Annotated in this window: 19 protein-coding genes and 1 tRNA gene; 7 read left to right on the top strand and 13 right to left on the bottom strand. The window is 64.9% G+C overall.

Annotated elements, in window-relative coordinates:
• The 4 genes from hutU to hutI are packed head-to-tail and all read right to left on the bottom strand — an operon-like array spanning window position 1 to window position 5,279.
• Entirely contained in the window at window positions 1-1,674 is a 1,674-nt protein-coding gene (hutU, locus tag AC5XE7_RS08740) for a urocanate hydratase (RefSeq protein ID WP_495365692.1), read from the bottom strand.
• A gap of 14 nt (window positions 1,675-1,688) precedes the next feature.
• Window positions 1,689-2,492: an N-formylglutamate deformylase gene (gene hutG / locus AC5XE7_RS08745; protein WP_495365693.1), complete on the bottom strand. Its 804-nt coding sequence runs from the start codon at window positions 2,490-2,492 to the stop codon at window positions 1,689-1,691.
• A gap of 1 nt (window position 2,493) precedes the next feature.
• Window positions 2,494-4,029, bottom strand: coding sequence for a histidine ammonia-lyase (gene hutH / locus AC5XE7_RS08750; protein WP_495365695.1), 1,536 nt, complete (start codon window positions 4,027-4,029; stop codon window positions 2,494-2,496).
• A 23-nt stretch (window positions 4,030-4,052) separates the two neighbouring features.
• Window positions 4,053-5,279: an imidazolonepropionase gene (gene hutI, locus AC5XE7_RS08755; RefSeq protein ID WP_495365696.1), complete on the bottom strand. Its 1,227-nt coding sequence runs from the start codon at window positions 5,277-5,279 to the stop codon at window positions 4,053-4,055.
• A gap of 115 nt (window positions 5,280-5,394) precedes the next feature.
• Between hutI and AC5XE7_RS08760 the strand changes: the two genes are divergently transcribed.
• On the top strand, window positions 5,395-6,738 hold the full coding sequence (locus AC5XE7_RS08760) for a formimidoylglutamate deiminase (RefSeq protein WP_495365697.1): 1,344 nt from the start codon (window positions 5,395-5,397) through the stop codon (window positions 6,736-6,738).
• Window positions 6,739-6,814: 76 nt separating this feature from the next.
• Window positions 6,815-7,540, top strand: a complete 726-nt coding sequence (gene hutC, locus AC5XE7_RS08765) for a histidine utilization transcriptional repressor HutC (RefSeq protein ID WP_239800241.1) — start codon at window positions 6,815-6,817, stop codon at window positions 7,538-7,540.
• 7 nt (window positions 7,541-7,547) lie between these two features.
• Here the strand turns inward: hutC and nadE are convergent, their stop codons facing one another.
• From nadE to asnB, 4 genes are read right to left on the bottom strand one after another with little or no spacing between them, the layout of a single operon-like run.
• Window positions 7,548-8,528, bottom strand: a complete 981-nt coding sequence (nadE, locus tag AC5XE7_RS08770; protein ID WP_495365698.1) for an NAD(+) synthase — start codon at window positions 8,526-8,528, stop codon at window positions 7,548-7,550.
• Between the two features lie 2 nt (window positions 8,529-8,530).
• Window positions 8,531-10,111 (bottom strand): class I adenylate-forming enzyme family protein, encoded by a 1,581-nt coding sequence (locus tag AC5XE7_RS08775; protein ID WP_495365699.1) that lies wholly within the window; start codon window positions 10,109-10,111, stop codon window positions 8,531-8,533.
• Between the two features lie 9 nt (window positions 10,112-10,120).
• Window positions 10,121-10,381 carry an acyl carrier protein gene (locus tag AC5XE7_RS08780; RefSeq protein WP_183826479.1) on the bottom strand — a complete coding sequence of 87 codons (261 nt, stop codon included), beginning with the start codon at window positions 10,379-10,381 and terminating at the stop codon, window positions 10,121-10,123.
• A gap of 24 nt (window positions 10,382-10,405) precedes the next feature.
• Window positions 10,406-12,331 (bottom strand): asparagine synthase (glutamine-hydrolyzing), encoded by a 1,926-nt coding sequence (asnB, locus tag AC5XE7_RS08785; RefSeq protein WP_495365700.1) that lies wholly within the window; start codon window positions 12,329-12,331, stop codon window positions 10,406-10,408.
• A gap of 284 nt (window positions 12,332-12,615) precedes the next feature.
• Between asnB and AC5XE7_RS08790 the strand changes: the two genes are divergently transcribed.
• Entirely contained in the window at window positions 12,616-13,338 is a 723-nt protein-coding gene (locus AC5XE7_RS08790) for a L,D-transpeptidase (protein WP_495365701.1), read from the top strand.
• Window positions 13,339-13,373: 35 nt separating this feature from the next.
• Here AC5XE7_RS08790 and AC5XE7_RS08795 read toward each other — a convergent pair whose 3' ends face one another.
• The gene (locus tag AC5XE7_RS08795; protein WP_495365702.1) at window positions 13,374-15,242 is read right to left on the bottom strand and encodes an AsmA family protein; all 1,869 of its coding nucleotides are present in this window, start codon (window positions 15,240-15,242) and stop codon (window positions 13,374-13,376) included.
• 541 nt (window positions 15,243-15,783) lie between these two features.
• Window positions 15,784-19,104 (bottom strand): PAS domain S-box protein, encoded by a 3,321-nt coding sequence (locus AC5XE7_RS08800; protein ID WP_495365703.1) that lies wholly within the window; start codon window positions 19,102-19,104, stop codon window positions 15,784-15,786.
• A gap of 246 nt (window positions 19,105-19,350) precedes the next feature.
• Between AC5XE7_RS08800 and AC5XE7_RS08805 the strand changes: the two genes are divergently transcribed.
• The 3 genes from AC5XE7_RS08805 to AC5XE7_RS08815 all read left to right on the top strand — a co-directional run bounded on the left by AC5XE7_RS08805 (window position 19,351) and on the right by AC5XE7_RS08815 (window position 20,740).
• Window positions 19,351-19,800 carry a phasin gene (locus tag AC5XE7_RS08805; protein WP_495365704.1) on the top strand — a complete coding sequence of 150 codons (450 nt, stop codon included), beginning with the start codon at window positions 19,351-19,353 and terminating at the stop codon, window positions 19,798-19,800.
• 263 nt (window positions 19,801-20,063) lie between these two features.
• A tRNA-His gene (locus AC5XE7_RS08810) sits at window positions 20,064-20,140 on the top strand.
• 297 nt (window positions 20,141-20,437) lie between these two features.
• On the top strand, window positions 20,438-20,740 hold the full coding sequence (locus tag AC5XE7_RS08815) for a DUF768 domain-containing protein (RefSeq protein ID WP_183826495.1): 303 nt from the start codon (window positions 20,438-20,440) through the stop codon (window positions 20,738-20,740).
• A 121-nt stretch (window positions 20,741-20,861) separates the two neighbouring features.
• Here the strand turns inward: AC5XE7_RS08815 and xseA are convergent, their stop codons facing one another.
• On the bottom strand, window positions 20,862-22,436 hold the full coding sequence (xseA, locus tag AC5XE7_RS08820; RefSeq protein WP_495365705.1) for an exodeoxyribonuclease VII large subunit: 1,575 nt from the start codon (window positions 22,434-22,436) through the stop codon (window positions 20,862-20,864).
• Window positions 22,437-22,499: 63 nt separating this feature from the next.
• The gene (locus AC5XE7_RS08825) at window positions 22,500-23,453 is read right to left on the bottom strand and encodes a LysR substrate-binding domain-containing protein (RefSeq protein WP_495365706.1); all 954 of its coding nucleotides are present in this window, start codon (window positions 23,451-23,453) and stop codon (window positions 22,500-22,502) included.
• 223 nt (window positions 23,454-23,676) lie between these two features.
• Here AC5XE7_RS08825 and AC5XE7_RS08830 point away from each other — a divergent pair, with 223 nt between their 5' ends.
• Entirely contained in the window at window positions 23,677-23,961 is a 285-nt protein-coding gene (locus AC5XE7_RS08830; protein ID WP_183826505.1) for a DUF1127 domain-containing protein, read from the top strand.
• 179 nt (window positions 23,962-24,140) lie between these two features.
• Here AC5XE7_RS08830 and AC5XE7_RS08835 read toward each other — a convergent pair whose 3' ends face one another.
• A complete protein-coding gene (locus tag AC5XE7_RS08835; RefSeq protein ID WP_495365707.1) occupies window positions 24,141-25,040 on the bottom strand; it encodes a DUF937 domain-containing protein in 900 nt (299 codons plus the stop codon).
• Window positions 25,041-25,188: the final 148 nt, after the last annotated feature.

Below are 25,188 nucleotides of genomic sequence, written 5' to 3' on the forward strand. Positions count from 1 at the left end.
TCAGTTTCCGAGGATGCCCGGCAGGCGCAGGCCCTGCTTCTTCGCCCAGTCCAGCGCGATGTCGTAGCCGGCATCGGCGTGGCGCATGACGCCGGTGGCCGGATCGTTCCACAGCACGCGCTCGATGCGGCGGGCTGCGTCATCGGTGCCGTCGCAGCAGATCACCATGCCGGAGTGCTGCGAGAAGCCCATGCCGACGCCGCCGCCGTGGTGCAGCGACACCCATGTCGCACCCGAGGCGGTGTTGAGCAGGGCGTTGAGCAGCGGCCAGTCGGACACGGCGTCCGAACCGTCCTTCATGGCTTCCGTCTCGCGGTTCGGCGAGGCGACCGAGCCGGAATCGAGGTGGTCGCGGCCGATGACGATCGGCGCCTTGAGTTCGCCGTTCTTCACCATCTCGTTGAAGGCGAGGCCGAGGCGGTGGCGGTCGCCGAGGCCGACCCAGCAGATGCGCGCCGGCAGGCCCTGGAACTCGATGCGCTCGCGCGCCATGTCCAGCCAGTTGTGCAGGTGGGCGTTGTCGGGGATCAGTTCCTTGACCTTGGCGTCGGTCTTGTAGATGTCCTCCGGATCGCCCGACAGGGCCGCCCAGCGGAACGGACCGACGCCGCGGCAGAACAGCGGGCGGATATAGGCCGGCACGAAGCCGGGGAAGGCGAAGGCGTTTTCAAAGCCCTCTTCCAGCGCCATCTGGCGGATGTTGTTGCCGTAGTCGACGGTGGGGATGCCCATGTCGTGGAAGGCAACCATCGCCTCGACCTGAATGCGCATGGAGGCGCGGGCGGCCTTCTCGACGGCCTTGGGGTCGCTCTCCTGCTTGGCGCGCCATTCGGCGACGGTCCAGCCGATCGGCAGGTAGCCGTGGACCGGATCGTGTGCCGAGGTCTGGTCGGTGACAATGTCGGGGCGCACGCCGCGCCTGACCAGCTCGGGGAACACCTCCGCCGCATTGCCGATCAGGGCGATGGACTTGGCTTCGCCGGCCTTCGTCCATTCGTCGATCTTGGCCAGCGCCTCATCGAGGCTGTGGGTCTTTTCGTCGACATAGCGGGTGCGCAGGCGGAAGTCGGCACGGGTTTCGTCGCATTCCACGGCAAGGCAGCAGGCGCCGGCCATCACGGCCGCCAGCGGCTGTGCGCCGCCCATGCCGCCGAGGCCGCCGGTGAGGATCCACTTGCCCTTGAGGTTGCCCTCATAGTGCTGGCGGCCGGCTTCCACGAAGGTCTCGTAGGTGCCCTGCACGATTCCCTGAGCGCCGATATAGATCCACGAACCGGCCGTCATCTGGCCGTACATGGCGAGACCCTTCTTATCCAGCTCGTTGAAGTGGTCCCAGTTGGCCCAGTGCGGCACGAGGTTGGAGTTGGCGATCAGCACGCGCGGCGCGTCCTTGTGGGTGCGGAACACGCCGACCGGCTTGCCCGACTGCACCAGCAGCGTCTCGTCTTCATTCAGCGTCTTCAGCGTGGCGACGATGCGGTCGAAATCGGCCCAGGTGCGGGCAGCGCGGCCGATGCCGCCATAGACGACCAGCTCGTGCGGGCGCTCGGCCACGTCCGGGTCGAGGTTGTTCATCAGCATGCGCAGCGGCGCTTCGGTCAGCCAGCTCTTGGCGTTGAGCTCGTCGCCGCGCGGGGCGCGGACTTCGCGTTCGTTGTGACGGGGATTCGACATGGGTTAAGTTCCTCTCAGCGTTTAAGCCCGGACGCGATCTCTTCGATGCGTTCGAGAATGGCTTTCAAAGGCACGCGCAGGCGCGCGGCTTTCGTGTCGTCATAGTGGAAAGGCACCGTCTCGGTGGCGAGATGGGTGGATTGGGCAAGCTCCATCTGGATGGCGTGCACGCCCGTTTCCGGCCTGCCGTAATGGCGTGTCGTCCAGCCGCCCTTGAAGCGGCCGTTCAGCACCGATGTGTAGCCTTCTGCCTTGCCGGTGATCTCAACGACAGCGGCTTCGATCGCAGGGTCGCAGGTCTTGCCCAAGAGGGTGCCGATGTTGAAATCCGGCAGCTTGCCCTCGAACAGGAAGGGAATATGCGAGCGGATGGAATGGCAGTCATAGAGGATCGCCACGCCATGGATCGCCTTCACCCGCTCGATCTCGGCGGCGAGCGCATCATGATAGGGCTTGTGGAAGCGCGCGATGCGGTCGGCGGTGTCGGCGTCGGTCGGAGCCTCGCCGTCCTTCCAGATCGAAACGCCGTCGAAATCGGTCTCCGGGATCAGCGACGTGGTGTTCTGGCCGGGATAGAGGCTGCTGCCAGCCGGGTCGCGGTTGGCGTCGATGCAATAGCGATGGAAGGTGGCGCGCACCGTGGTCACGTTGTCGAGCAGCCCGTCATAGAGCCGCTCGATGTGCCAGTCGGTGTCGGCCAGCTTGAGACCGTTGTCGTTCAGGCGCACCCGGATGTCGTCCGGCACGTCGGTGCCGGTGTGCGGCAGGCCCAGAATGACCGGCGAGGTGCCCTGACGGACTTCAAAGACGTCAGCCATCTCAACCCTCCAGAGCCGGCAGCAGGCCGGCCGAAACGCTGCCGGTCAGCGATCCGTCGGCGACCAGCTTTGCCGCGACGGCAAGATCAGGCGCCATGTAACGGTCGTTTTCCAGAGCCGGAACGGCAGCGCGCAGGCAGGCAATCGCCTTCTGAAGTTCGGGGCTGGTGGTCAGCGGTCCGCGCAGCTCCACGCCCTGCGTGCCGGCCAGCGCCTCGATGCCGATGATGTTGAACAGATTGTCGGTCATCTGCAGAAGGCGGCGCGCGCCGTGGCAGGCCATGGACACATGGTCTTCCTGATTGGCCGAGGTCGGCGTGGAATCCACCGAGGCCGGATGCGACATCTGCTTGTTCTCGCTCATCAGCGCCGCAGAGGTCACTTCGGCGATCATCAGGCCCGAGTTGAGGCCGGGATTGCGGGCGAGGAAGGGCGGCAGGCCGTAGGAGAGGGCGGGATCGACCAGCAGTGCGATGCGGCGCTGGGCAATGGCGCCGATCTCGCACACGGCAAGCGCGATCTGGTCGGCGGCGAAGGCCACCGGCTCGGCGTGGAAGTTGCCGCCCGAGACGACGCTGTCGTCTGAGAGCACCAGCGGATTGTCGGTGACGGCGTTGGCCTCGATTTCCAGCGTGCGGCCGACCTGACGAAGCAGGTCGAGGCAGGCCCCGTCCACCTGCGGCTGGCAGCGGATGCAGTAAGGGTCCTGCACGCGCTCGTCGCCGTCGATATGGCTCTGGCGGATGGCCGAGCCGTCGAGCAGGGCGCGCAAGGATGCTGCCGTGTCGATCTGGCCCCTGTGGCCGCGCAGCGTGTGGATGTCGGCGGTGAAGGGCGCGGACGAGCCCATGGCGGCGTCGGTGGAGAGCGCGCCGGTGATCAGTGCCGCCTGTGCGGCGCGGTGGGCGCGGAACAGGCCGGCCAGCGCCAGCGCGGTCGAGGCCTGCGTGCCGTTGATCAGCGCCAGACCTTCCTTGGCGGCGAGCACGACCGGGGCGAGGCCGGCGCGCTCAAGTGCGGCGCGGCCCGAAAGCTGCTCGCCCTGATAGAAGGCTTCGCCTTCGCCCATCATCACGGCGGCGAAATGGGCGAGCGGGGCAAGGTCGCCCGATGCGCCGACCGAGCCCTTTTCGGGGATCAGCGGCACCACGCCCTTTTCCAGCATTTCTTCGATCAGGCGTACCAGTTCAAGCCGCACGCCCGAAGCGCCCCGGCCCAGCGAAACCAGCTTGAGCGCCATGATCAGGCGCACGACATTTTCCGGCATGGGAGCGCCGACGCCGCAGCAATGCGACAGGATGAGGTTGCGCTGCAGGGTTGCAGTGTCGGCGGCATCGATCTTGATCGAGGCCAGCTTGCCGAAGCCGGTGTTGACGCCATAGACCGGCTCGTTGCCGGCGGCGATGGCGGCGATGCGGGCCGCTGCCTTCTCGATGCGGGCATCGAAGCTGCGGTCGAGAACGGCATTCGCGCCATTCCAGTAGATTTCAGCCAGATCGGCCAGCGGCACGGAACCGGGATGAAGGGTGATGGTCATGTGCAGTTTCCTCCGGGAAGGGTTCAGATCGTGGCGTCGCGGCCGTCGCGGATGCGGGCGTGCAGCGGGTTGAAGCCGATGCGGTAGACAAGCTCGGCCGGCTCGGCGATGTCCCAGATGGCAAGGTCGGCCTGCTTGCCGGCTTCCAGCGTGCCGATGGTGTCCAGCTTGCCCAGCGCACGCGCGGCCTCGCGGGTGATGCCGGCAATGCATTCTTCCACGGTCAGCGCAAACAGCGTCGCACCCATGTTCATGGTGAGCAGCAGCGAGGTCAGCGGCGAGGTGCCGGGGTTGTTGTCAGTGGCAAGCGCGATGTGGGTGCCGTGCTTGCGGAACAGCTCGACCGGCGGCTTCTTCGTCTCGCGGATGAAGTAGAAGGCGCCGGGCAGAAGCACCGCAACCGTGCCGGCTTTCGCCATGGCGGCAGCACCCGCATCGTCCGTATATTCCAGATGGTCAGCCGACAGCGCGCCATAGGAAGCGGCAAGGGCGGCGCCATGCAGGTTGGAGAGCTGATCGGCATGCAGCTTGACCCTGAGGCCGAGCTTCTGCGCGGCATCGAACACCAGCCGCATGTCGTCGGGCGAGAAGGCGATGCCTTCGCAGAAGCCGTCGACGGCATCGACAAGGCCCTCGGCATGAGCGGCTTCCAGCCCCGGCAGCACGACCTCGCGCAGGAAGTCGCCGTTGCGGTCCTTGTACTCGGCGGGCGTCGCATGGGCGCCGAGATAAGTTGTGGCGATGTCCACGTCGCGCTTGCCGGCGAGCGTGCGCGCGGCGCGCAGCATCTTCAGTTCATCGGCGATGGTGAGGCCATAGCCGGACTTGATCTCGATGGTGGTGGCGCCTTCGGCCAGCAGCGCGTCGAGACGCGGCAGGCTCTCAGCGATCAGCGTGTCCTCGTCGGCGGCGCGCACATTGGTGACGGAAGAGACGATGCCGCCGCCGGCCCGCGCGATCTCTTCATAGGAAGCGCCGGCCAGCCGCATCTCGAACTCGCGCGCCCGGTTGCCGGCATGGACGATATGGGTGTGGCAGTCGATCAGGCCGGGCGTGATCCAGCGGCCGTCACAATCGATGGTCCCGGCGCCGGACAGCTCGGTGGAAGGCAGGTCGGCGGCAGGGCCGGCAAACAGGATGCGGCCGTCGCGAACGGCGATCGCGCCATTGTCAACGATACCGAGCCCCGACCGGGCGGGATCGAGTGTCGCCAGCCGCGCATTGGTCCAGATGCGGTCGCCTTTTGCCATTGGTGATCTCCTCGACAAGCAAGTTGCGTCAGGTTGGCCTTGCTGTTATGTATATACTTAATCCGCATCGGCGCAAGCCAAAAAATGTTGCTTACTTTGACCCGGGAGGTCCTTCATGACAGTCATTCACGCCGAGAATGCCCTTCTGGCGGACGGGCTGGCGCGGGATGTGCGCATCACCTTCTCCGATGCCGGCATCGAACGTGTGGAAACGGGCGTGGCGGCGCAGGCCGGTGACGAGCGCCACCGCTTCGTGGTTCCGGCCATGCCCAATCTGCACAGCCACGCCTTCCAGCGGGCCATGGCGGGTCTGGCCGAGACGCGCGGACCGGGTGCGGACTCGTTCTGGAGCTGGCGCACGGAAATGTACCGTGCTGCCTTGTCGATGACGCCGGAGCAGGTCGAGGCGGTCGCGGCTCAGCTCTATGTCGAGATGCTGGAGGCGGGCTTCTGCCGGGTCGGCGAGTTCCACTATCTGCATCACGACAAGGACGGCTCGCACTATGCCGATCCGGCCGAGATGGCCGCGCGTATCGGTGCGGCCAGCGCGGAAACCGGCATCGCGCTCACCCTGCTGCCGGTCTTCTATGCCCATTCCGGCTTCGGCGGAGCCGCTCCCATTGAGGGGCAGCGCCGCTTTATCCATGATGTCGATGCCTTCGCCCGCCTGATGCAGCGTTCTGAGGAAATCGTCGCCGGCCTGCCGGGTGCCGTGCTCGGCATCGCCCCGCACAGCCTGCGCGCCGCCACGCCGGAAGAGCTTCAGCAGGTCATTCCCTTCGCCAAGGGCGGGCCGGTGCACATCCATGTCGCCGAGCAGGTGAAGGAGGTCGAGGACTGCATTGCATGGTCGGGCAAGCGCCCGGTTGAATGGCTGCTCGACAGCATGGATATGGACGAGCGCTGGTGCCTGATCCACGCCACCCACATGACCGCTGACGAAACCGCGCGTATGGCGAAAAGCGGTGCGGTGGCGGGTCTTTGCCCGATCACCGAGGCCAATCTGGGCGACGGCGTGTTCGAGGCTCCCGACTTCCTCGCCGCCGGCGGGCACTTCGGCATCGGCTCGGACAGCAACATCCTGATCTCGCTGGAAGAAGAGCTGCGCACGCTGGAATATTCGCAGCGCCTCCTGCGCCGCTCGCGCAATGTGGTGGCCGACCCCGGTCAGTCCACCGGCCTGAACCTGTACGCACGGGCGCTGAAGGGCGGTGCGCAGGCACTCGGCACCACCACCGGCATCCAGGCCGGCCGTCCGGCCGATCTTCTCGCGCTCGATCTTTCGGCCACGCAGTATCTGCCGGCGGAAAAGGTGCTCGACCATTTCGTCTTCGCCCGTGGCATCGGCGTCGACAGCGTCTGGGTCGGTGGGACGAAGCAGGTCGAGGGCGGCCGCCATCGCAGGCGCGATGCCATTGCCGCGCGCTTCGCCAAGGTGATGGCCGAGCTGTCTACCTGATTGTTGCGGAAAAAGGATTCCGATGAGCCTGTCGATACGATAGGGAAGCTCAGGCAGCGGCAAGAGCGAAGGCGACGTGGCAAACGGTAACGGCAAGGATGCGACCCTCCACCAGACGATCCTGAACGAGATCGAGGGGCGCATCGTGTCCGGCGAATGGCCGCCGGGCTTCCGCCTGCCGTTCGAGGTCGATCTGGCAGAGCATTATGGCTGTTCGCGCATGACCGTGAACAAGGTCATGACCCAGCTTGCCAAGGCCGGGCTGATCGAGCGCCATCGCAAGGCCGGCAGCTTCGTCACCATGCCGCGCGCCCAGTCTGCCGTGCTGGAGCTTCATGACATCGAGGCGGAAGTCCGCTCGCTCGGCCTGCCCTACAGCTATACGCTCATCTCCAGAAAGCAGCGCCGCTCCAACGCGGAAGACAAGCGCCTGATGGAACTGGCAGAGCCTACCCCGATGATCGACCTGCTCGCCGTGCACTTCGCCGGCGGCAAGCCGTTCTGCGTGGAAGAGCGCCGCATCAATGCCGGCGTCGTGCCGGAGGCAACGGAAACCGATTTCACGATCAATGCGCCGGGCGGCTGGCTGATCGCGCAGGTGCCGTGGAGCGCAGCCGAAAACCGCATATCGGCGGTGGCCGCGACCTCAGAGATCGGCCGCCTGCTCAACCGCCCGAAGGATACGCCCTGCCTCGTGGTCGAGCGCCGCACCTGGAGCCATGCAGGGCCGGTCACCTTCGTGCGGCTGACCTATCCGGGCGACAACCACACGCTCGTCGCCCGTTTCGCGCCCGCCTCCTGATCTCCGTTCAGACAGGCACCACCGTCTGGGGCGGCAAGTGCAGATAGCGGGCTACCTTGCGCTTGGCGGCGATGTCGTTCCACACCAGCCCCACCTGTTCCTCCGTCAGCGACACGGCTTTCGCAACGTCTGCGGCGGGAATGCCGTGGTTCAGCCCGTAGAGGCAAAGGTCCATGCGGTCATAGGGCAGCGCGAAATAGAATTCCTCCTGCGTCTGCGCCAGCGAATAGGTGTCTGTGGTCGGCGGGCGGCGGCGCACCTCTTCCGGCACGCCCAGATATTCGGCGAGCTGATAGACCTGGCTCTTGTAGAGATGGGCGATCGGCTTCACGTCGGCGGCGCCGTCGCCATTCTTGACGAAGAAACCCTGATCGTATTCCAGAAGGTTCGGCGTGCCGATGACGGCATAGTTCAGCCGGTCGGCATGGTAGTATTCGAACTGCTTGCGGGTGCGCTGCTTCATGTTGGTGGCGGCGACGATGCCGAGATAGGCCTGCGCCGGCAGGCGGTGCTTGCGGATTTCGCCCTGCGGGGTCTGCACCACCAGCGAGGAAATGTTGAAGCCGGAGGTGGTGAGCGCGTTGGCGAAGACGATCTTGTTGCTCCAGCCCGGGCCGTATTCGGGCTCCACCTCGCGGATGAAGGCGTCGCGGCGCTCGTAGCAGCCCATCGCGGCCAGCGTCGGCCCGATGTCCTCGACGGTTCCCTCAAGGCCGAACGTGTCGGCGACCAGCCGTCCGAGGCGCAGGCTTTCGGGATCGGAATCATGCTCGGGCATGAACAGGCAGAAGACGTTCTTGGGCCCCACGGCGCGTGCGGCAAGGGCGGCGCAGACGCTGGAATCGATGCCCCCCGAGAGCCCCAGCACAAGCCCGCGCCGCCGAACCGCCGTGCGCAGCTGCATGCGCAAGGCCTCGACGATGCGCGCGGTTTCGGCTTCCGGATCGATGTCCAGCGTGCGCGCGGAAAAGGATTTGGTGTCGGACATTCTCAGTCTCCGGTTTTCGCAGCCGCGCCGGTGGCGGGCGCGAGGATTGGGGCATCTGTTTCGATGAGCAGCCGGCGGGCGATCTTGCCGCTGGCGGTCTTGGGCAATTCGTCCCGGAACCCGATCGTCCGGGGCACCATGTAGTCGGGCAGCATGCGGGCGCAGTGGCGCAACAGGTCGCGCTCGGCAAGGGCAGGGTCGCAGGCGACGACGGCGGCGCGCAGCAATGTGCCCTGAACGGGGTCCGCCACGCCCCAGACGACCGCCTCGACCACGCCGGGGCAGGTGCAAAGAGCCGCCTCCACCTCGCGCGGGGCAACCTTCTCGCCGCGAACCTTCAGCATGTCGTCCTTGCGGCCGACGAAATAGAGGAAGCCGTCCGCATCAGTGCGGAACAGGTCGCCCGTATGGAGCTGCGGCAGACCGGTTTGCGGGCCCGGCCGGAGCACGGCTTCGGTAGCCACCGGGTTCTCCCAGTAGCCCAGCATCAGATGCGGACCGCGCACGACCAGTTCGCCGACAGTGCCGGGTTCAGCCTCGCGTCCCTGCGGGTCGACGACCACGGCTTCGGTGCCCGGTATGGCCTTGCCGACCGAACCTTGGCGGCGCTCCAGTTCCTCCGGCTCAAGATAAGCAGCCCGCGCGCATTCGGTCAGCCCGTACATGCAGTAAAGCTGCGCCTGCGGGAAAAGCTTGCGCAGGCCCTCGACATGGGCAGGCGGCAGGGGAGCCGCCGCATTGGTGAGATAGCGCAGCGCGGGCAGCGCCTGCGGGCCGAGGTCCTTCATCGACAGCAGCATGGCGGCGATGGTCGGCACCAGCGGCAGGCCGGTCACGCCTTCGGCGCGCGCCTTGTCCAGCACCGCCTGCGGAAACGCGAAATTGCGCTCCAGCACCAGCCGCGCGCCGGTGCGAACGCAGACCAGAAGCTGATAGAGCCCATAAGTGAAGGCAAGCGGCAGCGCGCACAGGACGACGTCGTCGGCGCTGTTGCGCAGATAGAGCGCGATCGAGGCCGACACCGCATCCATGGCGCGATGCGTCATCATCACGCCCTTGGGGCGGCCGGTGGAGCCCGATGTGTACAGGATCATGGCGAGGTCGTCGTCAGCGCCGGGATCAGAAAGCAGCGCATGTTGTGCTTCCGACATTGCTGTGTCGAATGCCAGAACGCCCTGCGGCAGCGCGGCCAGCGCGCGGGTTGAGATCAGCAGCGGCGGCGTGTCCAGCCCGGCGGTGGCCTCCTCGCAGGCGCGCAGGAACTTTGCCTGCGTCAGGATCGCGACCGGGCGCGCGTCGCGCAGGAGGAAGGCGATGCCGTCAGCCCTGAGCTGCGGGTTGACTGGACAGAAGATCGCACCCGCCTTCATCACCGCGAAGATCGAGACGGCGGCTTCGGGGACGTTTTCCATCAGCACGGCAATGCGGTCGCCGCGTTTCGCGCCATGTGCAATCAGCGCGGCGGCGAGACGGTCGGAGGCGGCATCGAGCGTGCCATAACTCAGGCATGTATCGCCGGCAGTGATCGCGATCCTGTCGGGATCGGCCGCAGCACTTTGCCTTAGGAAGGTCTCGACGCGCACGGGGTCTGCTCAGTTCACGGGTTCGCGCTTGCGTTCGATGAAGGAAACGATGCGCGCCACCGAATCCAGATTTGCCGGCACGATGTCCGCATCCGCCATGGCGATGCCGAAGCGCTCCTCGATGAAGGACACCAGTTCGAGCACGCCGGTGGAATCCATGACGTCGTTTTCGATCAGCGACTGGTCGTCGGCGAGCGGTGCGCTGTGGTCGCCGAACAGAAAATTGTCGACCACGAAAGTGCGGATCTGGCTGTGGATGGTTTCTGACATGGAATTCTGGCCTTTCATGAACGATCACACGCCGGAAGGCGCTGGTTTCGGGAGGTCTTTCGACAATAGCTGGGTCGAGAGAATGCCGACGAAGGCGGCATTGTCGCGGAACCCGGAAAGTCCGCTGCGCCGGCTCTTTTCAAGAAGCTTTGCGGTTGTGGCCGGGTTGAAGAGGCCTGTGGCCGATATGGCCCCGGGAGAAAGCAGGTCCGCCGCATAGTTCGCTTCCCGGAAAGAGGCGCTGTCCGGCGCCCGGTAGGGCTGCTTTGGCCGGTTGGCGATGGTGGGCGGCAGCAGGCCTGTGGCAGCCTCCCGCAAAATATGCTTCTCGCGCAGGCCGTTGAGCTTGGCCTCGGGCGGCAGCCGGCTGGCGAATTCCACCATGCGGTGATCGAGGAAGGGAAAGCGCCCTTCGACGCCATGCGCCATGGCCATACGGTCGCCCTGACTGGACAATATGTAGCCGGGCAGCAGGAAGCGCGTTTCCAGATATTGCGCCTGATGCAGCGGATGCCAGCGCCTGAAGTCGTCGGGCAAAAGGCTCGCCAGTTCGCCGGCGGCATCGTATCCGGCGAGCGTCGAGCGCAGCTCCGGCGAAAAGAACATCTTGCCACCCGCCGTGGTGCGAAAGCGGGGTCGATGCGAGAACAGCGGGTCTTCCGGTGAATCCACGCCCACACCGAAAAAGGCGGCCAGATATTCGGGTGACTGCTGCTGCAGGGAGGGCAGGTAGGGATAGATCCTGCGGAACAGATGCGGTCGTGTTCTGGATTCGGGCTGGCGTCCACAGAAGCGGCGGATGCGCGCCTCGCGGAAAATATCATAGCCGGCAAATATTTCGTCCGCGCCCTCCCCGGAGAGAACGACTTTCACCGATTGTTCCCGCACCGATCGGGCGAGCCGGTAGAGGGGAGCCGGTGCGGTGCGCAGCACGCTGCGTTCGCAATGGCGGATGACGGCAGGGAACATTCCGGCAATATCGCCGGCCCGGCAGGCGACGGCATGGTGGGTGACGCCGAGTGCCTGCGCCATGGTCTGCTGCCACGCGCTTTCGTCGAATTCGGGATCGTCGAAGGTGACGCCGAAGCTGCGCAGCCGCCCCGGAGCCAGCCGCGCGGCAAGCGCCGTGATGACGGAGGAATCGAGCCCGCCCGACAGAAGCGAACCGACCTCGACATCGGCGCGCAGGCGGATGCGGGTTGCATCCTCCAGAAGCGTACGAAGCTCTTCGGCCAGTGCTGCATGTGAACGGTTGTCCCCGTCACCGGCGTCGGGAAAGGAAAGCGCCCAGTAAGGACGGATTTCGGTCCTGCCTTCCTCCACGATCATCAGATGCGCGGGCGGAAGCTCAGAAATGCCTTTGAAGGCGGTGCGCGGCGCGATCGGCGCCCACAGCGTAAAGATCTGGTCGAGCGCCAGAGGGTCGATCTCCGGCGCGATGCCCGGCACCGCAAACAGGGCTTTCGCCTCCGAGGCAAAATAGAACCGGCCTTCGTGCATGGTGTGGAACAGCGGCCGCACGCCCATGCGGTCGCGCGCCAGAAACAGGCGGCGGCGCGCCCCGTCCCATATGGCGAAGGCAAAATCGCCGTTGATATGGCTCACGCATTCCGCGCCGAATTCTTCGTAAAGCCGCAGCAGCACTTCCGTGTCGCTGGATGTACGGAAACGGCGGCCGCGCGCCTCCAGCATGGAGCGCAGCTCCACATGATTGAAGATCTCGCCATTGTAGGTGACGCGGACGGTGCCGTCGTCATTGGCCATCGGCTGCGCGCCGTCTTCCGACAGGTCGATGATGGCGAGCCGGCGATGCCCGAACCCCACCTCTGCCTCGACATGGATGCCCTGTCCGTCCGGGCCACGATGGGTGATCGCCGCGCACATGCGCTGCAACAGCGCCTGCGCTTCGCCAGCCGGCAGATGGCCGTGATAGCCGGCTATCCCGCACATGATCGGCTCCCGGCAATATGCCACCGCACGGCCTTGTCCGGCCTGACGCCTGTGGCGGGCAGGCAGGCTGTCAGCGTTGCGCTGTCCCATGGCGATGGCCGGACGTGGCTTGCCAATTCATTCCCCGATGAACTTTCCGTTATCGGCCAAATTAGGCTGCGATTCCTAACAACCCCTCAAGCGCGGCCCCCGCGAGGTTGCATCCCGCAGATAGCCTTAAGGTGGGCTTAAGGCGAGGCGGTTTCATCCGCCGCCCAGGCAATGATGAAGAGGAACTCCGGACCTTGGGTGATCAAAGCAGAATTCCGGCCGCTGTGACGCGCCGTGTGTTTGTTATCGGAATTGGCGCGGTAACGCTTGCCGGTTGCACGTCGACCCGGCCTCCTTCAAAAATAGTGCCGAATGTGGCTCCTGCTCCGCCCAAAGCTGTCAGGCCGCCGATCTACGATGCGTTGCCGTACGAGCAGTTTCCCGTGCCGGCCGTCAACATTGCCAAACTTGACGAACGGTTCTGGCGCACGGAGATAGATTATGAGACGCCCGAGAAACCGGGCACGCTGATCGTCGATACGCCCGGCAAATATCTCTACCATGTAAAGTCCGGCGGGCGCGCCACCCGCTACGGCATCGGCGTCGGACGCGATGGCTTCTCATGGGCAGGGCGCGCAATCATGGCTTACAGGCGCGAATGGCCGCGCTGGACACCGCCCGACGAGATGGTGGCGCGCCAGCCGGAACTCGAACCCTACAGCATCGCCAATGGCGGCATGCCGCCGGGCCTGCGCAATCCGCTCGGCGCCCGGGCGCTCTATATCCACAAAGACGGCAAGGACACGCTCTACCGCATTCACGGTTCGCCGGAGGAGTGGTCGATCGGCAAGGAAGTGTCGTCCGGCTGCATCCGGCTGGTCAATCAGGACATCATCCACCTTCATGACAATGTCAGGGACGGCAGCCCGATCGTGGTGATCCCGGATCCCGCGAAGAAGCACCTGCTTGCCGTGTGAGCCATTTGCAGCCGCGAACGACGGCTGCCATGGGCTCAGTTCGGGGCCGAGCCGGAAATCGGCGATATGAAAGGCGCGCTCCAGCTTCCTCCGACGAAGAACCATGTCTGGTTCGTGGGCGGAGCGGGCGTCTCGCCGTTCTCACCATTCGATGCGGGCGGTGGCTGCTGGCTGGAAATGCCACCCGTCAGGGCAAGGCCACGTCCGGCATAGGGCATGATGCCGGTCAGCCACAGGCGCGAATTGCCGTGGTTGGCCTGCGCTTTTTCGATGCGCACAACACCCTTGGCGACATTGGCCTTGAATTCTGCGCCGTCGATCGGCACGCTGCCATTGGCGACCTCGTCGAGCGGGAAAAAGCCGCCTTCGGCATTGCGTTTCACGAAAGCGGCCAGATCGAGGCCGGAAAGCGAGCCGGGTCCGAAAGTGGCGGAGATGGAGCCGTCGGCATTCTCCATGATGGAGTTCCAGCCCTTGCCCGGTCCCTTCAGGATGACGGAAATGTTGCCCTTTCCGGTCGGCATCAGGCGCGTCATGCCCACGGCTTCGCCGAACGCAGCGCCATTGATATCCGAGGCCAGCAGTCTCATCTCGGCCTGGGTGCCGCCGGGGGTGCGGTCGAAGCGGATGCCGGTCTGGATGTTGCCGCCGAAGGCGCTGGCATCGGAAACATCGAACACCGAAAGGCCGTCCCTCACCTGAGCCGTCGCTGCCAGAGAATTCAGCGGAATGGGTCCGGCCGTAGCCTTGGCCGCCGAAAGGCGCAGGTCCAGATTGATGAAGCCGGCAAGCGTCGCGTCGATGTCGTCGGCACCGGGGTTGGCCGGCGCCGCAAGCGGCGTGAACGCCGACACGAAGGGCCCGAGATCCAGCGTCTCGAAGGCCAGCGTGCCCGAAAGGGTCGGCCGGCCGTGTTCGCCAAAGGCAAGGTCGAGCACGCCTGTGCCGGGGTTCTTGCCCAGCGTGATCTGGGTGTTGTCGAGCTTCACGCGCTCCGCATCGCCCGAAACATGGCTCGAAACCGACATCGCCGCGATGGTGGTAGCGCTCGCCATCCGCATGCCTGTCCATTCCATGACACGGCGTATGGAGGGCGACTGGAACTTGACATCGCCATCGATGAAAGGATTTGCGGCGAGCCCGGCCTTGCCTTCAAAAGACAGGTTTGCCGGTGCCGATTTGACGGAGAAGCTGATAGGCGCGGAACTGCCGGCCGCAAGCGCCAGAGGTTTTTGCGTGGCGGCCTCGACGGTGACGTTTTCGCCGCGCCAGATCGCCGAGGCTGAAAAGGAAGCCGCTGCACCGGGAGCGGGCCAGTTGGCTTTCGCGCTGACGCCGCTGAGAACCTCGCTGTCCTTGCCGTTGATGGCGGTGACGATGCGCCCGTCGCGGATTTCGATATTGCCGAGCGCGCCTCCCGGAACGAGCTTCGGATCAGGCTCCGCCGCGCCGGACCTGACCATGCCGCGCGCCAGTTCGATGGAATAGCCGATGCTGCCGCTTTCCGGCAGGGAGGGCAGATAGAGCCCGGATGCCGTGCGCTCCACCCTGACCGTGGGGCGCACAAGCCGGGTGGATGAAAACGACACCTCGCCGCGCAGTGCGGCCATGGCGGCCAGACCGACCTCGACCCGCTCCGCATAGATGACGGGGGTATGCTCCGGGTCGCTCCACCGTGACATGGAGACTTCCGTCAGCACGGCGCTCAGTTGCGGCCAGACCTCGACCTGTGGGGAGCCGGAGATGGTGACGCGGTAGCCGGTCCAGCGGCTCATTTCCCATGCGATGCGGTCGCGAACGATGCGGTTGGATGCGACATAGGGCAGGGCAGCCACCATCAGCGCCGCGGCAACCGCAGCGATGCCGACGACCCATAAGCCACGCCGGATCCAGCTCGACGTCATCTCGCCCTTTCCGCGTCATGTCAGGTGGGCGCAAGGTGTAACCAGTGGATGACGCTTTTCAAGTCTTTATGGCTTGCTGATGGCCTGTTGCCCACATCCGGCCGTCAAACCTGAGAGCTTCACCGACCAGGTCTGGCGGCCCGCCGCTGTGATATGGCCGCGAAAACCGCGGGAAACAGGGCGCGACATGGTCAATGAAGGCTTAAGAACGAAGTTTACCTAAAATTCAGATGTGGAACCGATTCGTAAATTTTTCTGCATCCGGGTAAGGACTTGTTAAGGGGTTGGCGGCGATAGTTACGCTCGAGTTAAGAGAGTTCCCGTCCGGTAACGCCCCCGCGCCTGATGGAATTTTCCCTGCCCGTTGTGACAATTCAATTTCAGGCGCCTTCGGGCGCCTTTCTTTTTGCGCCCGCCGTGCCGATGCCCGGCGCAAGCCAAAGCGTGTCGCGATCTTTCAGATCGCTCCTTACGCTTCAGGTTCCTGTTTTCGCGCATGTCGTTATCCCGAAACCGGGTTCCCACGTTTAGGCGACATGCTTTATCCGGCCAGCACCCGCACCGAAGGAAACGCCACTTCGACCAGCGTGCCTTCGCCGGGTGTCGAGGTGATGGTGAAACGGGCACGGTTGGCTTCCACCATGGCCTTGGTCAGCGGCAGGCCGAGGCCGGTGCCGTCGCTGCGGCCGCGCTTCAGCGCGTTGACCTGCTTGAACGGCTTCAGTGCCTGTTCGATCTCAGCCTGCGTCATGCCTATGCCGGTGTCGCGCACCCGCATCACGACATCGCCGGAAGGCTCGTAGGCGGTGGAGACGATCACCTGCCCGCCGGCCTGCGTGTAGCGGACGGCGTTCGACAGGATGTTGAGCGCGATCTGGCGCACGCTGCGCAGATCCGCCACCACATCCGGCAGCTTCGAGGCGAAGCTGGAGCGGATGATGACGCGCTCGCGATTGGCCTGCGGCTGCATCAGCGCCACCGTCTCGGCCAGCGTGTCGTTGAGCGACACCGCCTCGTAGTCCATCTCCTGTTGCCCGGCCTCGATCTTGGAAATGTCGAGCAGGTCGTTGACCAGATCCAGCACATGGGTGCCGGAGCGGTTGATGTCGCGCAGATAGTCGCGGTAGCGATCATTGGCGATGGGGCCGAATTTCTCGTCCACCATCAGTTCCGAAAAGCCGATGATGGCGTTGAGCGGCGTCCTGATCTCGTGGCTGATTCGGGCGAGGAAGTCGCTCTTCTGCGAGGAGGCCCGTTCGGCCAGCGCGCGCGCCTGGGTCAGGTCTTCCTCGGCGCGCTTCCATTGCGTGATGTCGCGCACCACGGCGCAGAAGCCGCTGTCGTTGGGCAGGCGGCCGATGGTCATGAACAGCGGGATGAAGCGCCCCTGCGCTTCGCGCCCGATGACCTCGCGCCCGTCATTCAGGACGCTGGCGACGCCGGGTTCGGTCAGCCCCGCCAGATAGTCGCGCGCCGCGCGCTGGCTTTCGATGGCGAAGAGCGAGGCGAAGGTCTTGCCGGCCACCTCGTCGCTGTCGAAGCCGAACAGGGCCTCTGCCGGGCGGCTGATGGAACGGATCGTGCCGTCGCGGCCGATCAGCACCACGCCGTCGGTGGCGGTGTCGATGATGGTGCGCATCTCGCTGATGCGCATCTTCAGCTCGGCGATGTCGGCCTGATGGGCTGCGTTCGCGGCGCGGGCGATCGCCTCCGCATCGGTGCCGGCGCCGGATGGATCGTCGCCCAGACGGCGAAGAACGAGCATCAGCGCTTTGCGCTCCTGCCACGGCACGGAACGCAGCACGGCTTCGACAGGAAATTCACCGCCATCCTTCGTGCGAAGGAAGAGGGCGTGACGACCATGGTCCTCATCGGAACTATCTGCCGCGACCTGTTCCTGCGGATGGTCGATGAACAGGGCGTCCAGCCCGCCGCACGCTGCGAGATCGCTGAGCGATTCATAGCCGGTGAGAGCAAGGAACTCGTCGTTGCAGTAATGAAGCTCGTCGCCGGCATGGATCAGCAGCGGCACAGGCAGGTGCGAGAGAATGGTGGTGTCCGGGGAAACGGTGCCGGCAATCGCGTTTTCGGCGGGTTCGGTCTGCGGCAGTTGTGACGGTAAGCCGGCTTGCAGCGTCTCCTGGCGGTTATCTGCACCGGTCCCGGCATCTTCTACAAAAGACACCCCTATGGCATCGCCATCCAGTCGGGCGTCGCGGAAATCCGCATCTGCCATGCTGTCATTGTCATCTTCCTGTGCGTAGTCGAGCAGCGAACGGCTTGTCCGACGGGAAGGCACATCCACCACCTGTTCCGGCGACCTGTGGGGGCGCGTCTGCTGCTCCGCCGCGGCGGTGGGCGCCTCTGCCTTCGGTTCGTCGGCCGGCGCGGCGGCGGTGCTGTCTCTTCTCAGGCGTTCCGCGATCTCGCGGAAGGCATTGCGCTCGGACGAGGAAAGCCCCCTGTCCTTGCCCGCAGGTTCCTGTGCCGGCGGGCGATGTTCGGCAAGTCTTATGACCTTGTCGGCGAACCGGCGTTCCGGTTGCGGAGCGATGCTGATCGCCGGAACCTCGCCATTGAACGGATCGGCTGGAAGCTCCGTTTCATCGGAAGGAAAATGTTCAGCCGGCTGCGGTGGATTGGGAACCAGCGCCAGCCCGATCTTTTCCGGATCCGCCCGCATCTCCGCCATGCGCACGATGCCGAAGCCGCGGAACCCTTCAAACTCACGATCGCGGTTGTAAACGGGCAGGGCCGCCAGATCGACCGGCACGCACTGATCGGTGCCGGCGACGGGCCACAGCACCGAGCGTCCGGACCATGTGTCGCGCCGTTCCAGAAGACCTGCAACTTCGCCGCCGGGGTCAAAGCCGAAGGTCGTGGCCACTTCACGGAACCGGCGACCGATGACATTCGCCGCTTCCGCGCCGACAGCAGCGCCGAACTCATCGGAAAGAGCGCTGAAGCGTCCCTGCGCATCGGTGCGCCACACGAAGCGCACCGCAGGGGCGTCTTCCTGCGGGGCCGCTGCATGTGCATCGCGGGTTCCGTTGCCGGATGGGGTGAGGTTGTTTCGCTCCTGCATGGCAGACGGCTTGTCGACGTGGCTGAAATACCAGTGGTCGTGCCGGTTGCCCACTTCGTCACCGGGCGCGTGGGCAGGTTTGCCGTCCACTCGTGGCGTGATTGCCGGTTCGGCCATGCCATCATCGACCACAACCAGAAGATGGCGCAGCGGTTCGTCGGTGAGACGCGCAATGCCTGCCGGATAGGAGCGCGCACCGGCGCGGATCAGGCGCTTGACCATGCGGTCCCGCTCTCCCGCCACCTCCGCAACCAGTGTCGCGAGGGTCGATGCGGGAATGCCCAGATCGGAAAAGCCGGCGGAATCCGCTTCGACATGGCCCTTGCCGTCGATAAAAGCCAGAAACTGCACGTCGGCATCAAAGCCGCTCAGCGCACCGGGATCGGGCCTGGCAGGCGCGGCATCGCCCGGCGCTTTCGGTACGGCCAGCAGGATGGCCTTCTCCCCATCCGGCATCGTCACGCTGCTGGCGAGCAGCGGAGTGCTCGCGCCGCTTATGCCTGCGGTGAGGCGCACCAGAAGCGGCCGGTCCGTGCCGATGTCGGGAAATGAGCCTGTAGACGCTATCTGGCGCCGGGCGATTGCCGGCAGGCCTGCTGCCGCACCGATTGCATCATCGACACCCGCGTGGCCAAACAGGGCAGCACCCGGACCGTTCGCCCACAGAACGAGTTCCAGATCCGTTGACAGGATGACCATCGCATCCCCCGCGGCAAAGCGCCGCCGTACCGTATCGAGTACGGCAACGTCCAGAAAGGAGTAGGCTTGAGACGACATGCTCTCGACGAACCCTCAGGGTCGGCTGGTTGAGATTAACGCTTTGTTAGTAAAAGGCCAGCGCGCGCTCGTCCACAACCTCAGGCTTCCATAACGCCGAATCCTGCCTGTGTGGTTAACGTGCGCGGTGTTTCATGTTGCAATGCAGCAAGGATATTGCATTGCACAAAATTTGTGCTATATACCTCCCATCACCGTGGAACACATTGGCGTTGAGTCAAAGACCCAGCCCCCGAAAGGATCGACATGACCAAGACCAAAACCGCAGAAACCGTTGAATTCCCCACATTTGACGCCTCCAAGGCCGCTGACAGCGTTCGCAATTTTGCTGAAAAGGGCATCGAGCAGTCGAAGGAAGCCTACACCAAGCTGAAGGCTGGCACCGAAGAAGCCCAGAAGGCGTTCGAGTCGACCTATGAAGCTGTCCGTTCGAACTCCAGCGATCTGTCGCTGAAGACCATTTCCGCTCTGCGCGCCAACGCAGAAGCCGGCTTCAACCACCTCGAAGCCCTTGTCGGCGCCCGTTCGCTGTCGGAAGTGGTCGAGCTCCAGACCTCGTTCCTGCGTCAGCGTTTCGAAGATGTCGTGGCTCAGGCCAAGGACTTCCAGTCTGTCGCCGCCAAGGCTGCCGAAGATGTCTCCAAGCCGATCAAGTCGGCTGTCGAGAAGTCCTTCAAGACCGGCAAGGCTGCCTGACCCGCTTCCGGCCGCCGGGTCTCCTCCCGCCCGGCACCGGAAATTTCGCAGAATACCAGAAAGGCCGGCCTCCTCCCGCTGGCCTTTTTGCGTTTCCGGCCTGTTCGGGAACAAGATGTGGAAGCTTCTGCGCCTCGTGTGTTGTTTTCCCTCACACATGGCTTGAATTAGGCTTCATTAAACCGTATTGACGCTTCGCCGGGCTGAAGCCGTTCCGTTGTACGCGGAAGGTGAGGTTCGGGATATGCCCGAAACGGGCCTGTGCCGTTGTAGCTCAGTTGGTTAGAGCGCCGGATTGTGGATCCGGAGGTCGCTGGTTCGAACCCAGCCAACGGTACCACCTCTCCTGCCTTCGTTGTGTATCGGCCTGTGGGTGTCGTCTTGTGCATATTGCAGCCTCAGGCGTGAATGCCTAGATTGAGACTGCCGAAGAACAAGTTTGCCGGAATGGTGTTCCCGACGATGATCCATCGCCTCGCCCCCATAAGCGGCAACCACATATGCTGTCCGGACCCGGTGGGCGGCGGCGTTTTCTGACACGCGGCAACGCAGTGTGATGAGCATCCGGCGATTTTTTAAGCTAGCCAGCCTTGGGCTGTAACGGAACCGGATCACCAGATACGGGGTACGCAGGAAAATGAGTGAACAAGCGATCAAATTCCTTCAGGAATGGATCGGCGAAAATTGCCAGTCCCCTTCTGTGCCGGCCGGCACCGATCCCGCGAAAATCGACGAGCAGGCCGAAACGCTGGCGCGCGAATGCACCGAGGAAGCCGCTCAGGCCGGCATTCCGCTTGAGGACATTCAGGAAGAGGTGGGCGACATACAGGAACTGATCGCCCTGCATCTGGAAGATGCCGCCGAAACGGACGCTGAAAATGGCGAAGCCGGACAGGACGGCCAGTCTGCTCCACCCGCTGCCGCAGCCGGAAGCCACTGAAGCGCGCGGCTCAATCTTTTAGCCTCGCAACCTTGCGCTGCTTTTTTAGCATATTGTTGAAGCTGAAGCAGCTTCGGCCGTCAGGCGTCACGCTGCTGCAGGCAGCTGAAAAATCCCGATCTCAGAAAAGCGAACCCTGGCTGCCGCTGTCCTTCAGCTTCTGTGCGGGGCGGGCGCGTGCCGGCTCGGCCACGGGGTTGCCGCCTTTCACGGTCGCCGTTGCTGCGCCATCGGCGAAGCGCAGCTCCAGAGTCTGGCCGGCGGCGATGTCGCCCGCCCGCCGCACCAGCGCACCCTGCTCGTCCAGCACCATGGCGTAGCCGCGTTCAAGAATGGACTGTTCCGAAAGCTTCAGCGTGGAGAGAAGCCGGTCTGCCTGCGTTAGCCGGGCACGCAGCCGTTCAAGCCGCACATCCAGCGCCTGATCGCCTCGCCGCGCCAGTCCGGCGAGTGTATCCGTCTGATGTCGCTGGCGTCGCAGGATGGAGACCGGCGTCAGCCTCGCGGAGCTGTTGCGAAACCGCTCGCGCCGTTCGCGGATCACCGCAAAAAGGGCTGCCTGCGCGCGCGCCATGTCGCGGCCGATCAGCAGGCGCGCCTCGCTCATGCGCCGCGAAAGGGCAGCCGGCGTCAGCCGGATTGCCGCCAACCGCGCCCGCTTGCGTTCAAGTCCCACTTCCAGCGCCCGTTGCAGCCGGCTTTCGGCCTCGTCGAAGCGGCGCCGCTTCAGCCCCAGCAACTGGTCTGGCGTGGGCAGGGCGCGCGCTGCCGCCCGCACCGCCTGCCGGTCGCGTTCCAGACGGCGCGAGACGCAGCCGCGCAGCCGTGAGGCCAGTGCGGCCAGCGCCGCTTCCAGTTCGGCCCGCACCGGCACCGCCATCTCGGCCGCCCCCGTCGGCGTTGGGGCGCGCACGTCCGCCGCAAGGTCGATCAGCGTCCAGTCGGTCTCGTGGCCGACAGCCGAGATCACCGGGATCCGCGAGGCGGCGACGGCGCGCGACAGCGCCTCGTCGTTGAAGCCCCACAGGTCTTCCAGACTGCCGCCGCCGCGCGCCACGATCAGCACGTCCGGCCGCCGGATCGGCCCGTCAGAGGTCAGTTCGTTGAAGCCGGTGACGGCTGCGGCTGCTTCCGCGCCGGAAGTTTCGCCCTGCACCCGCACCGGCCAGACGATGACGTGCAGCGGAAAGCGGTCGCGGATGCGGTGAAGGATGTCGCGGATCACCGCGCCCGTCGGCGACGTGATGACGCCGATGACGGCCGGCATGAAGGGCAGGCGGCGCTTGGCGGCCGGATCGAACAGGCCCTCGGCCGCCAGCCGGCGCTTGCGCTCTTCCAGAAGCGCCATCAGCGCGCCGGCACCGGCCGGCTCCAGATTGTCGATGACGATCTGGTATTTGGAGGATCCCGGATAGGTGGTGAGCTTGCCGCTCGCCACCACTTCCATGCCTTCCTCCGGCCGGAACTTGAGGCGCGACATGGTGCCCTTCCAGATCACCGCCTCCAGCCGGGCGCGGTCGTCCTTCAGCGCGAAATAGGCATGGCCGGAAGAATGCGGCCCGCGATAGCCGGAAATCTCGCCACGCACCCGCACATTGCCGAACACGTCCTCGACCGTGCGCTTCAGCGCGCCGGAAATCTCGCTGACGCTGAATTCCGTGGCGTTGGTGCGTGATTCGGATGCAGTCTCGTTCATGGGGCAATAGGGCCGTGCCAGCCGCGCCCGGTCAAGGCGTGCGGGGCGTTGTCCGCTGTTTCCTCACCAGCCGGGCAACACCGTCGGTGCGCTGCGCCGCGCGCGGTTGAATGCCTGCCCTCCAAAGCCGAGCCCGGTCGCATCGTCGAGTGCCGGCACCGAGATGTTGTCGAGGCTTTCGGCGATGTGGCGGGCCAGCGCGTCGACGATCTCGGGCTGGTCGGTCTGGCCGCGCATCAGGCCGATGCGGCAGTCGGGCAGGGGGCCGAAACCGTCCGCCTCGCCCAGAACCCGCATGCCGGGCCGCAGCGCGCATTCCGGCAGCACGGAAATGGCGAGACCGGAAAGCACGGCGGCGGTGATGACGGTGGCCGAGAAGGAGGTGAACAGAATGCGGTATTCGCGGTTCATGCCGTCGAGCACGTCGCAGGCAGCACGCCGCCACACGCATGTCGGCCGTCCGAAAGCCATGGGCAGCACCTCCTGCTCATGGGTGGCGTGGTTGACGGAACTGACCCACAGCAGGGGCTCGCGCCGCACCACTTCGGACTGGCCGCGGGCATCGCTGTGGGTGACGAGCGCGATGTCGAGCTGGCCGCGCCTGATCTGGTCGACCAGCCCAGGTGTCGGCTCGCACACCACCGTCAGCTCGACGCGCGGGTTGGAGCGCGAGAAACGCGCCATGATCTCGGGCAGGAAGCGGTCGGCATAATCGTCGGGCGTGCCGATGCGGATGGTGCCTTCCAGCCGCTGGTCGTCGAAGGCGGCCAGCGTCTCGCGGTTGAGAAACAGCAGCCGCCGGGCATAGGAAAGCAGCCGCTCGCCCTCTTCAGTCAGCCGGTTGGTGCGGCCCTCCTTTTCGAACAGCGGCTTGCCGATGCGCTCCTCCAGCCGCCGCATCTGCATCGACACCGCCGACTGGGTGCGATGCACGCCTTCGGCGGCGCGCGTGAAGCTGCCGGTATCGGCAATGGTGATGAAGGTTTGCAACTGGTCGAGATCAAGGGGCGGCTTCATCGGCATACCTATCAGCAAGATTGATCTCAAACATTAAAAACATTCGTTGGATTAATCAATCTGCCTGTGACAAACAGACCATGCCTGCACAAGGCCGGATGCGATGTGCGTTTCGCCCGATGTCCTGCCTCGTGTCGACCCAACAATGAATGGAAAGTGCGCCCACGAACGCGTCATCACGGATGGCGGGTATCGTTGCGCGCAGATGTCGGAGAACGGTGAAATGACTGCCTGTGACTGCGCTGCAGAAACGTCGCGCCTGTCTGTCCGGCCTTCGGCCGTCACCCGCCTTGGCCATGCTGTCCTGCGGCTGGTGACGCTGTGGAGGAATCGACGCACATTCCGCCGGCTTTCAGAAATGACCGACGCGGAACTTGCCGATATCGGCATCACCCGCGCCGATCTCGATGCCGCGACCGAGGTTTCGCTTTCAGATGACCCCACCGCGCGGCTGATGGCCATCGCCGATGCGCGCGCAGGCCTGACGGTGTCCGCGAAGTCCGTCTGAATTCCCCGAGCAGGCATCCTCCCGCCCGGTTCCCCTCCGGCTTGCCTGCATTGCCCGGTTCCTTTCGCCGCAACGGCATAAGGGCACCGGGCTTTTTTTATGCCAACGTGGAAGCTCTAAGCCTTTGGTTTGTCACGTTTCCGAACCGGAAAAGCGGTTCCACTTTTCCTGGAAACGCTCTACCGGTTGCGGTCCATGCCGCGCAGGAACTGGTCGAAGACCGATTCCATGCCCTTCTGGTACTCGTCGCGCTGCTTTCGGCCGGTCTCGAACATCTGGCCGAACAGATCGTCATACGGGTTTTTCGCGGCTTCGCCAGAATCAGCCTGACGCGGCTTGCGGGATTGGGTGCGGGTCTGCGGCTCGGGCGTTGCCTGCCCCGCTCCGCCCAGCATGTCGGTGAGAATCTTGCCCCACGGAGTATCCCCGAACGGGTTCTGTGCCGGGCTTTGCGTCTGCTGCCGGGTCTGCGGCGCAGCCTGACCGCCGCCGAACATGTCGGTCAGGATCTTGCCGAACGGATTGTCGCCGAGGGGATTGCTGCCGCCTTGCGGCGCGCTCCGGCCCTGTGTGGCCTGTCCGCCACCCATCTGCTTCATCATCTCGCCGATGATCTGCCCCAGAGGGTTGTCGCCGAAACCGGCGGCTGCCTGCGGCTGGGCGGCGGTCTGCTTGAACAGGCCGCCCATGACCATCGAGGCGATGACCGGCAGCATCTGTTGCAGAAGCTGTTGGCTGAGGCCGGTGGCCTGTGCGGCCTGCGCGGCCACGGCACGCGAGAGGTCCCTGGAGCCGAACAGATGGCCGAGGATGCCGTTGCCTTCCTCGATGCCCTGCGGGGAGAAGGCGCGGCTGGCATCTTCGAAATATTTCGCGTGCTGGCCGCTGGACAGCGCATTGAGAAAGCTGCCGAGGCCGTAGGGATCTGCCGTGTTGCGCTTCAGCCCCTGCGAGAAGGCGGGCAAAAGCGCTTCAACGGCAGCCTGCGCCTGCTCCTGCGAGAGGTTGAACTGCCGGGCGAGCGCTTCCATGCCCTGACCGTTCTGGGCCTGGGTCAGCATTTCGAACAGGTTTTGCATAGGCGGATCTCCGACAAATTGTACGAAGAACCTATAGCAATTCCGGCGCAAGTGCGAAGCGGTTTTGCGTTGGCAATTGCCTCAACGCAAAGGGTTAAAGCCTTTCTGCCCCGTGGAGACAGGCAAAAAGGCTCCGGAATCCTGCTGC

Source organism: Aquamicrobium sp. YD-1-mutant5 (assembly GCF_059509755.1).

Excerpts from the sequence above, each read along its gene's own strand:
- hutU (WP_495365692.1), bottom strand. The coding sequence starts at position 1,674 with ATGTCGAATCCCCGTCACAACGAACGCGAAGTCCGCGCCCCGCGCGGC.
- hutG (WP_495365693.1), bottom strand. The coding sequence starts at position 2,492 with ATGGCTGACGTCTTTGAAGTCCGTCAGGGCACCTCGCCGGTCATTCTG.
- hutH (WP_495365695.1), bottom strand. The coding sequence starts at position 4,029 with ATGACCATCACCCTTCATCCCGGTTCCGTGCCGCTGGCCGATCTGGCT.
- hutI (WP_495365696.1), bottom strand. The coding sequence starts at position 5,279 with ATGGCAAAAGGCGACCGCATCTGGACCAATGCGCGGCTGGCGACACTC.
- AC5XE7_RS08760 (WP_495365697.1), top strand. The coding sequence starts at position 5,395 with ATGACAGTCATTCACGCCGAGAATGCCCTTCTGGCGGACGGGCTGGCG.
- nadE (WP_495365698.1), bottom strand. The coding sequence starts at position 8,528 with ATGTCCGACACCAAATCCTTTTCCGCGCGCACGCTGGACATCGATCCG.
- AC5XE7_RS08780 (WP_183826479.1), bottom strand. The coding sequence starts at position 10,381 with ATGTCAGAAACCATCCACAGCCAGATCCGCACTTTCGTGGTCGACAAT.
- asnB (WP_495365700.1), bottom strand. The coding sequence starts at position 12,331 with ATGTGCGGGATAGCCGGCTATCACGGCCATCTGCCGGCTGGCGAAGCG.
- AC5XE7_RS08795 (WP_495365702.1), bottom strand. The coding sequence starts at position 15,242 with ATGACGTCGAGCTGGATCCGGCGTGGCTTATGGGTCGTCGGCATCGCT.
- AC5XE7_RS08800 (WP_495365703.1), bottom strand. The coding sequence starts at position 19,104 with ATGTCGTCTCAAGCCTACTCCTTTCTGGACGTTGCCGTACTCGATACG.
- AC5XE7_RS08805 (WP_495365704.1), top strand. The coding sequence starts at position 19,351 with ATGACCAAGACCAAAACCGCAGAAACCGTTGAATTCCCCACATTTGAC.
- AC5XE7_RS08815 (WP_183826495.1), top strand. The coding sequence starts at position 20,438 with ATGAGTGAACAAGCGATCAAATTCCTTCAGGAATGGATCGGCGAAAAT.
- xseA (WP_495365705.1), bottom strand. The coding sequence starts at position 22,436 with ATGAACGAGACTGCATCCGAATCACGCACCAACGCCACGGAATTCAGC.
- AC5XE7_RS08825 (WP_495365706.1), bottom strand. The coding sequence starts at position 23,453 with ATGAAGCCGCCCCTTGATCTCGACCAGTTGCAAACCTTCATCACCATT.
- AC5XE7_RS08830 (WP_183826505.1), top strand. The coding sequence starts at position 23,677 with ATGACTGCCTGTGACTGCGCTGCAGAAACGTCGCGCCTGTCTGTCCGG.
- AC5XE7_RS08835 (WP_495365707.1), bottom strand. The coding sequence starts at position 25,040 with ATGCAAAACCTGTTCGAAATGCTGACCCAGGCCCAGAACGGTCAGGGC.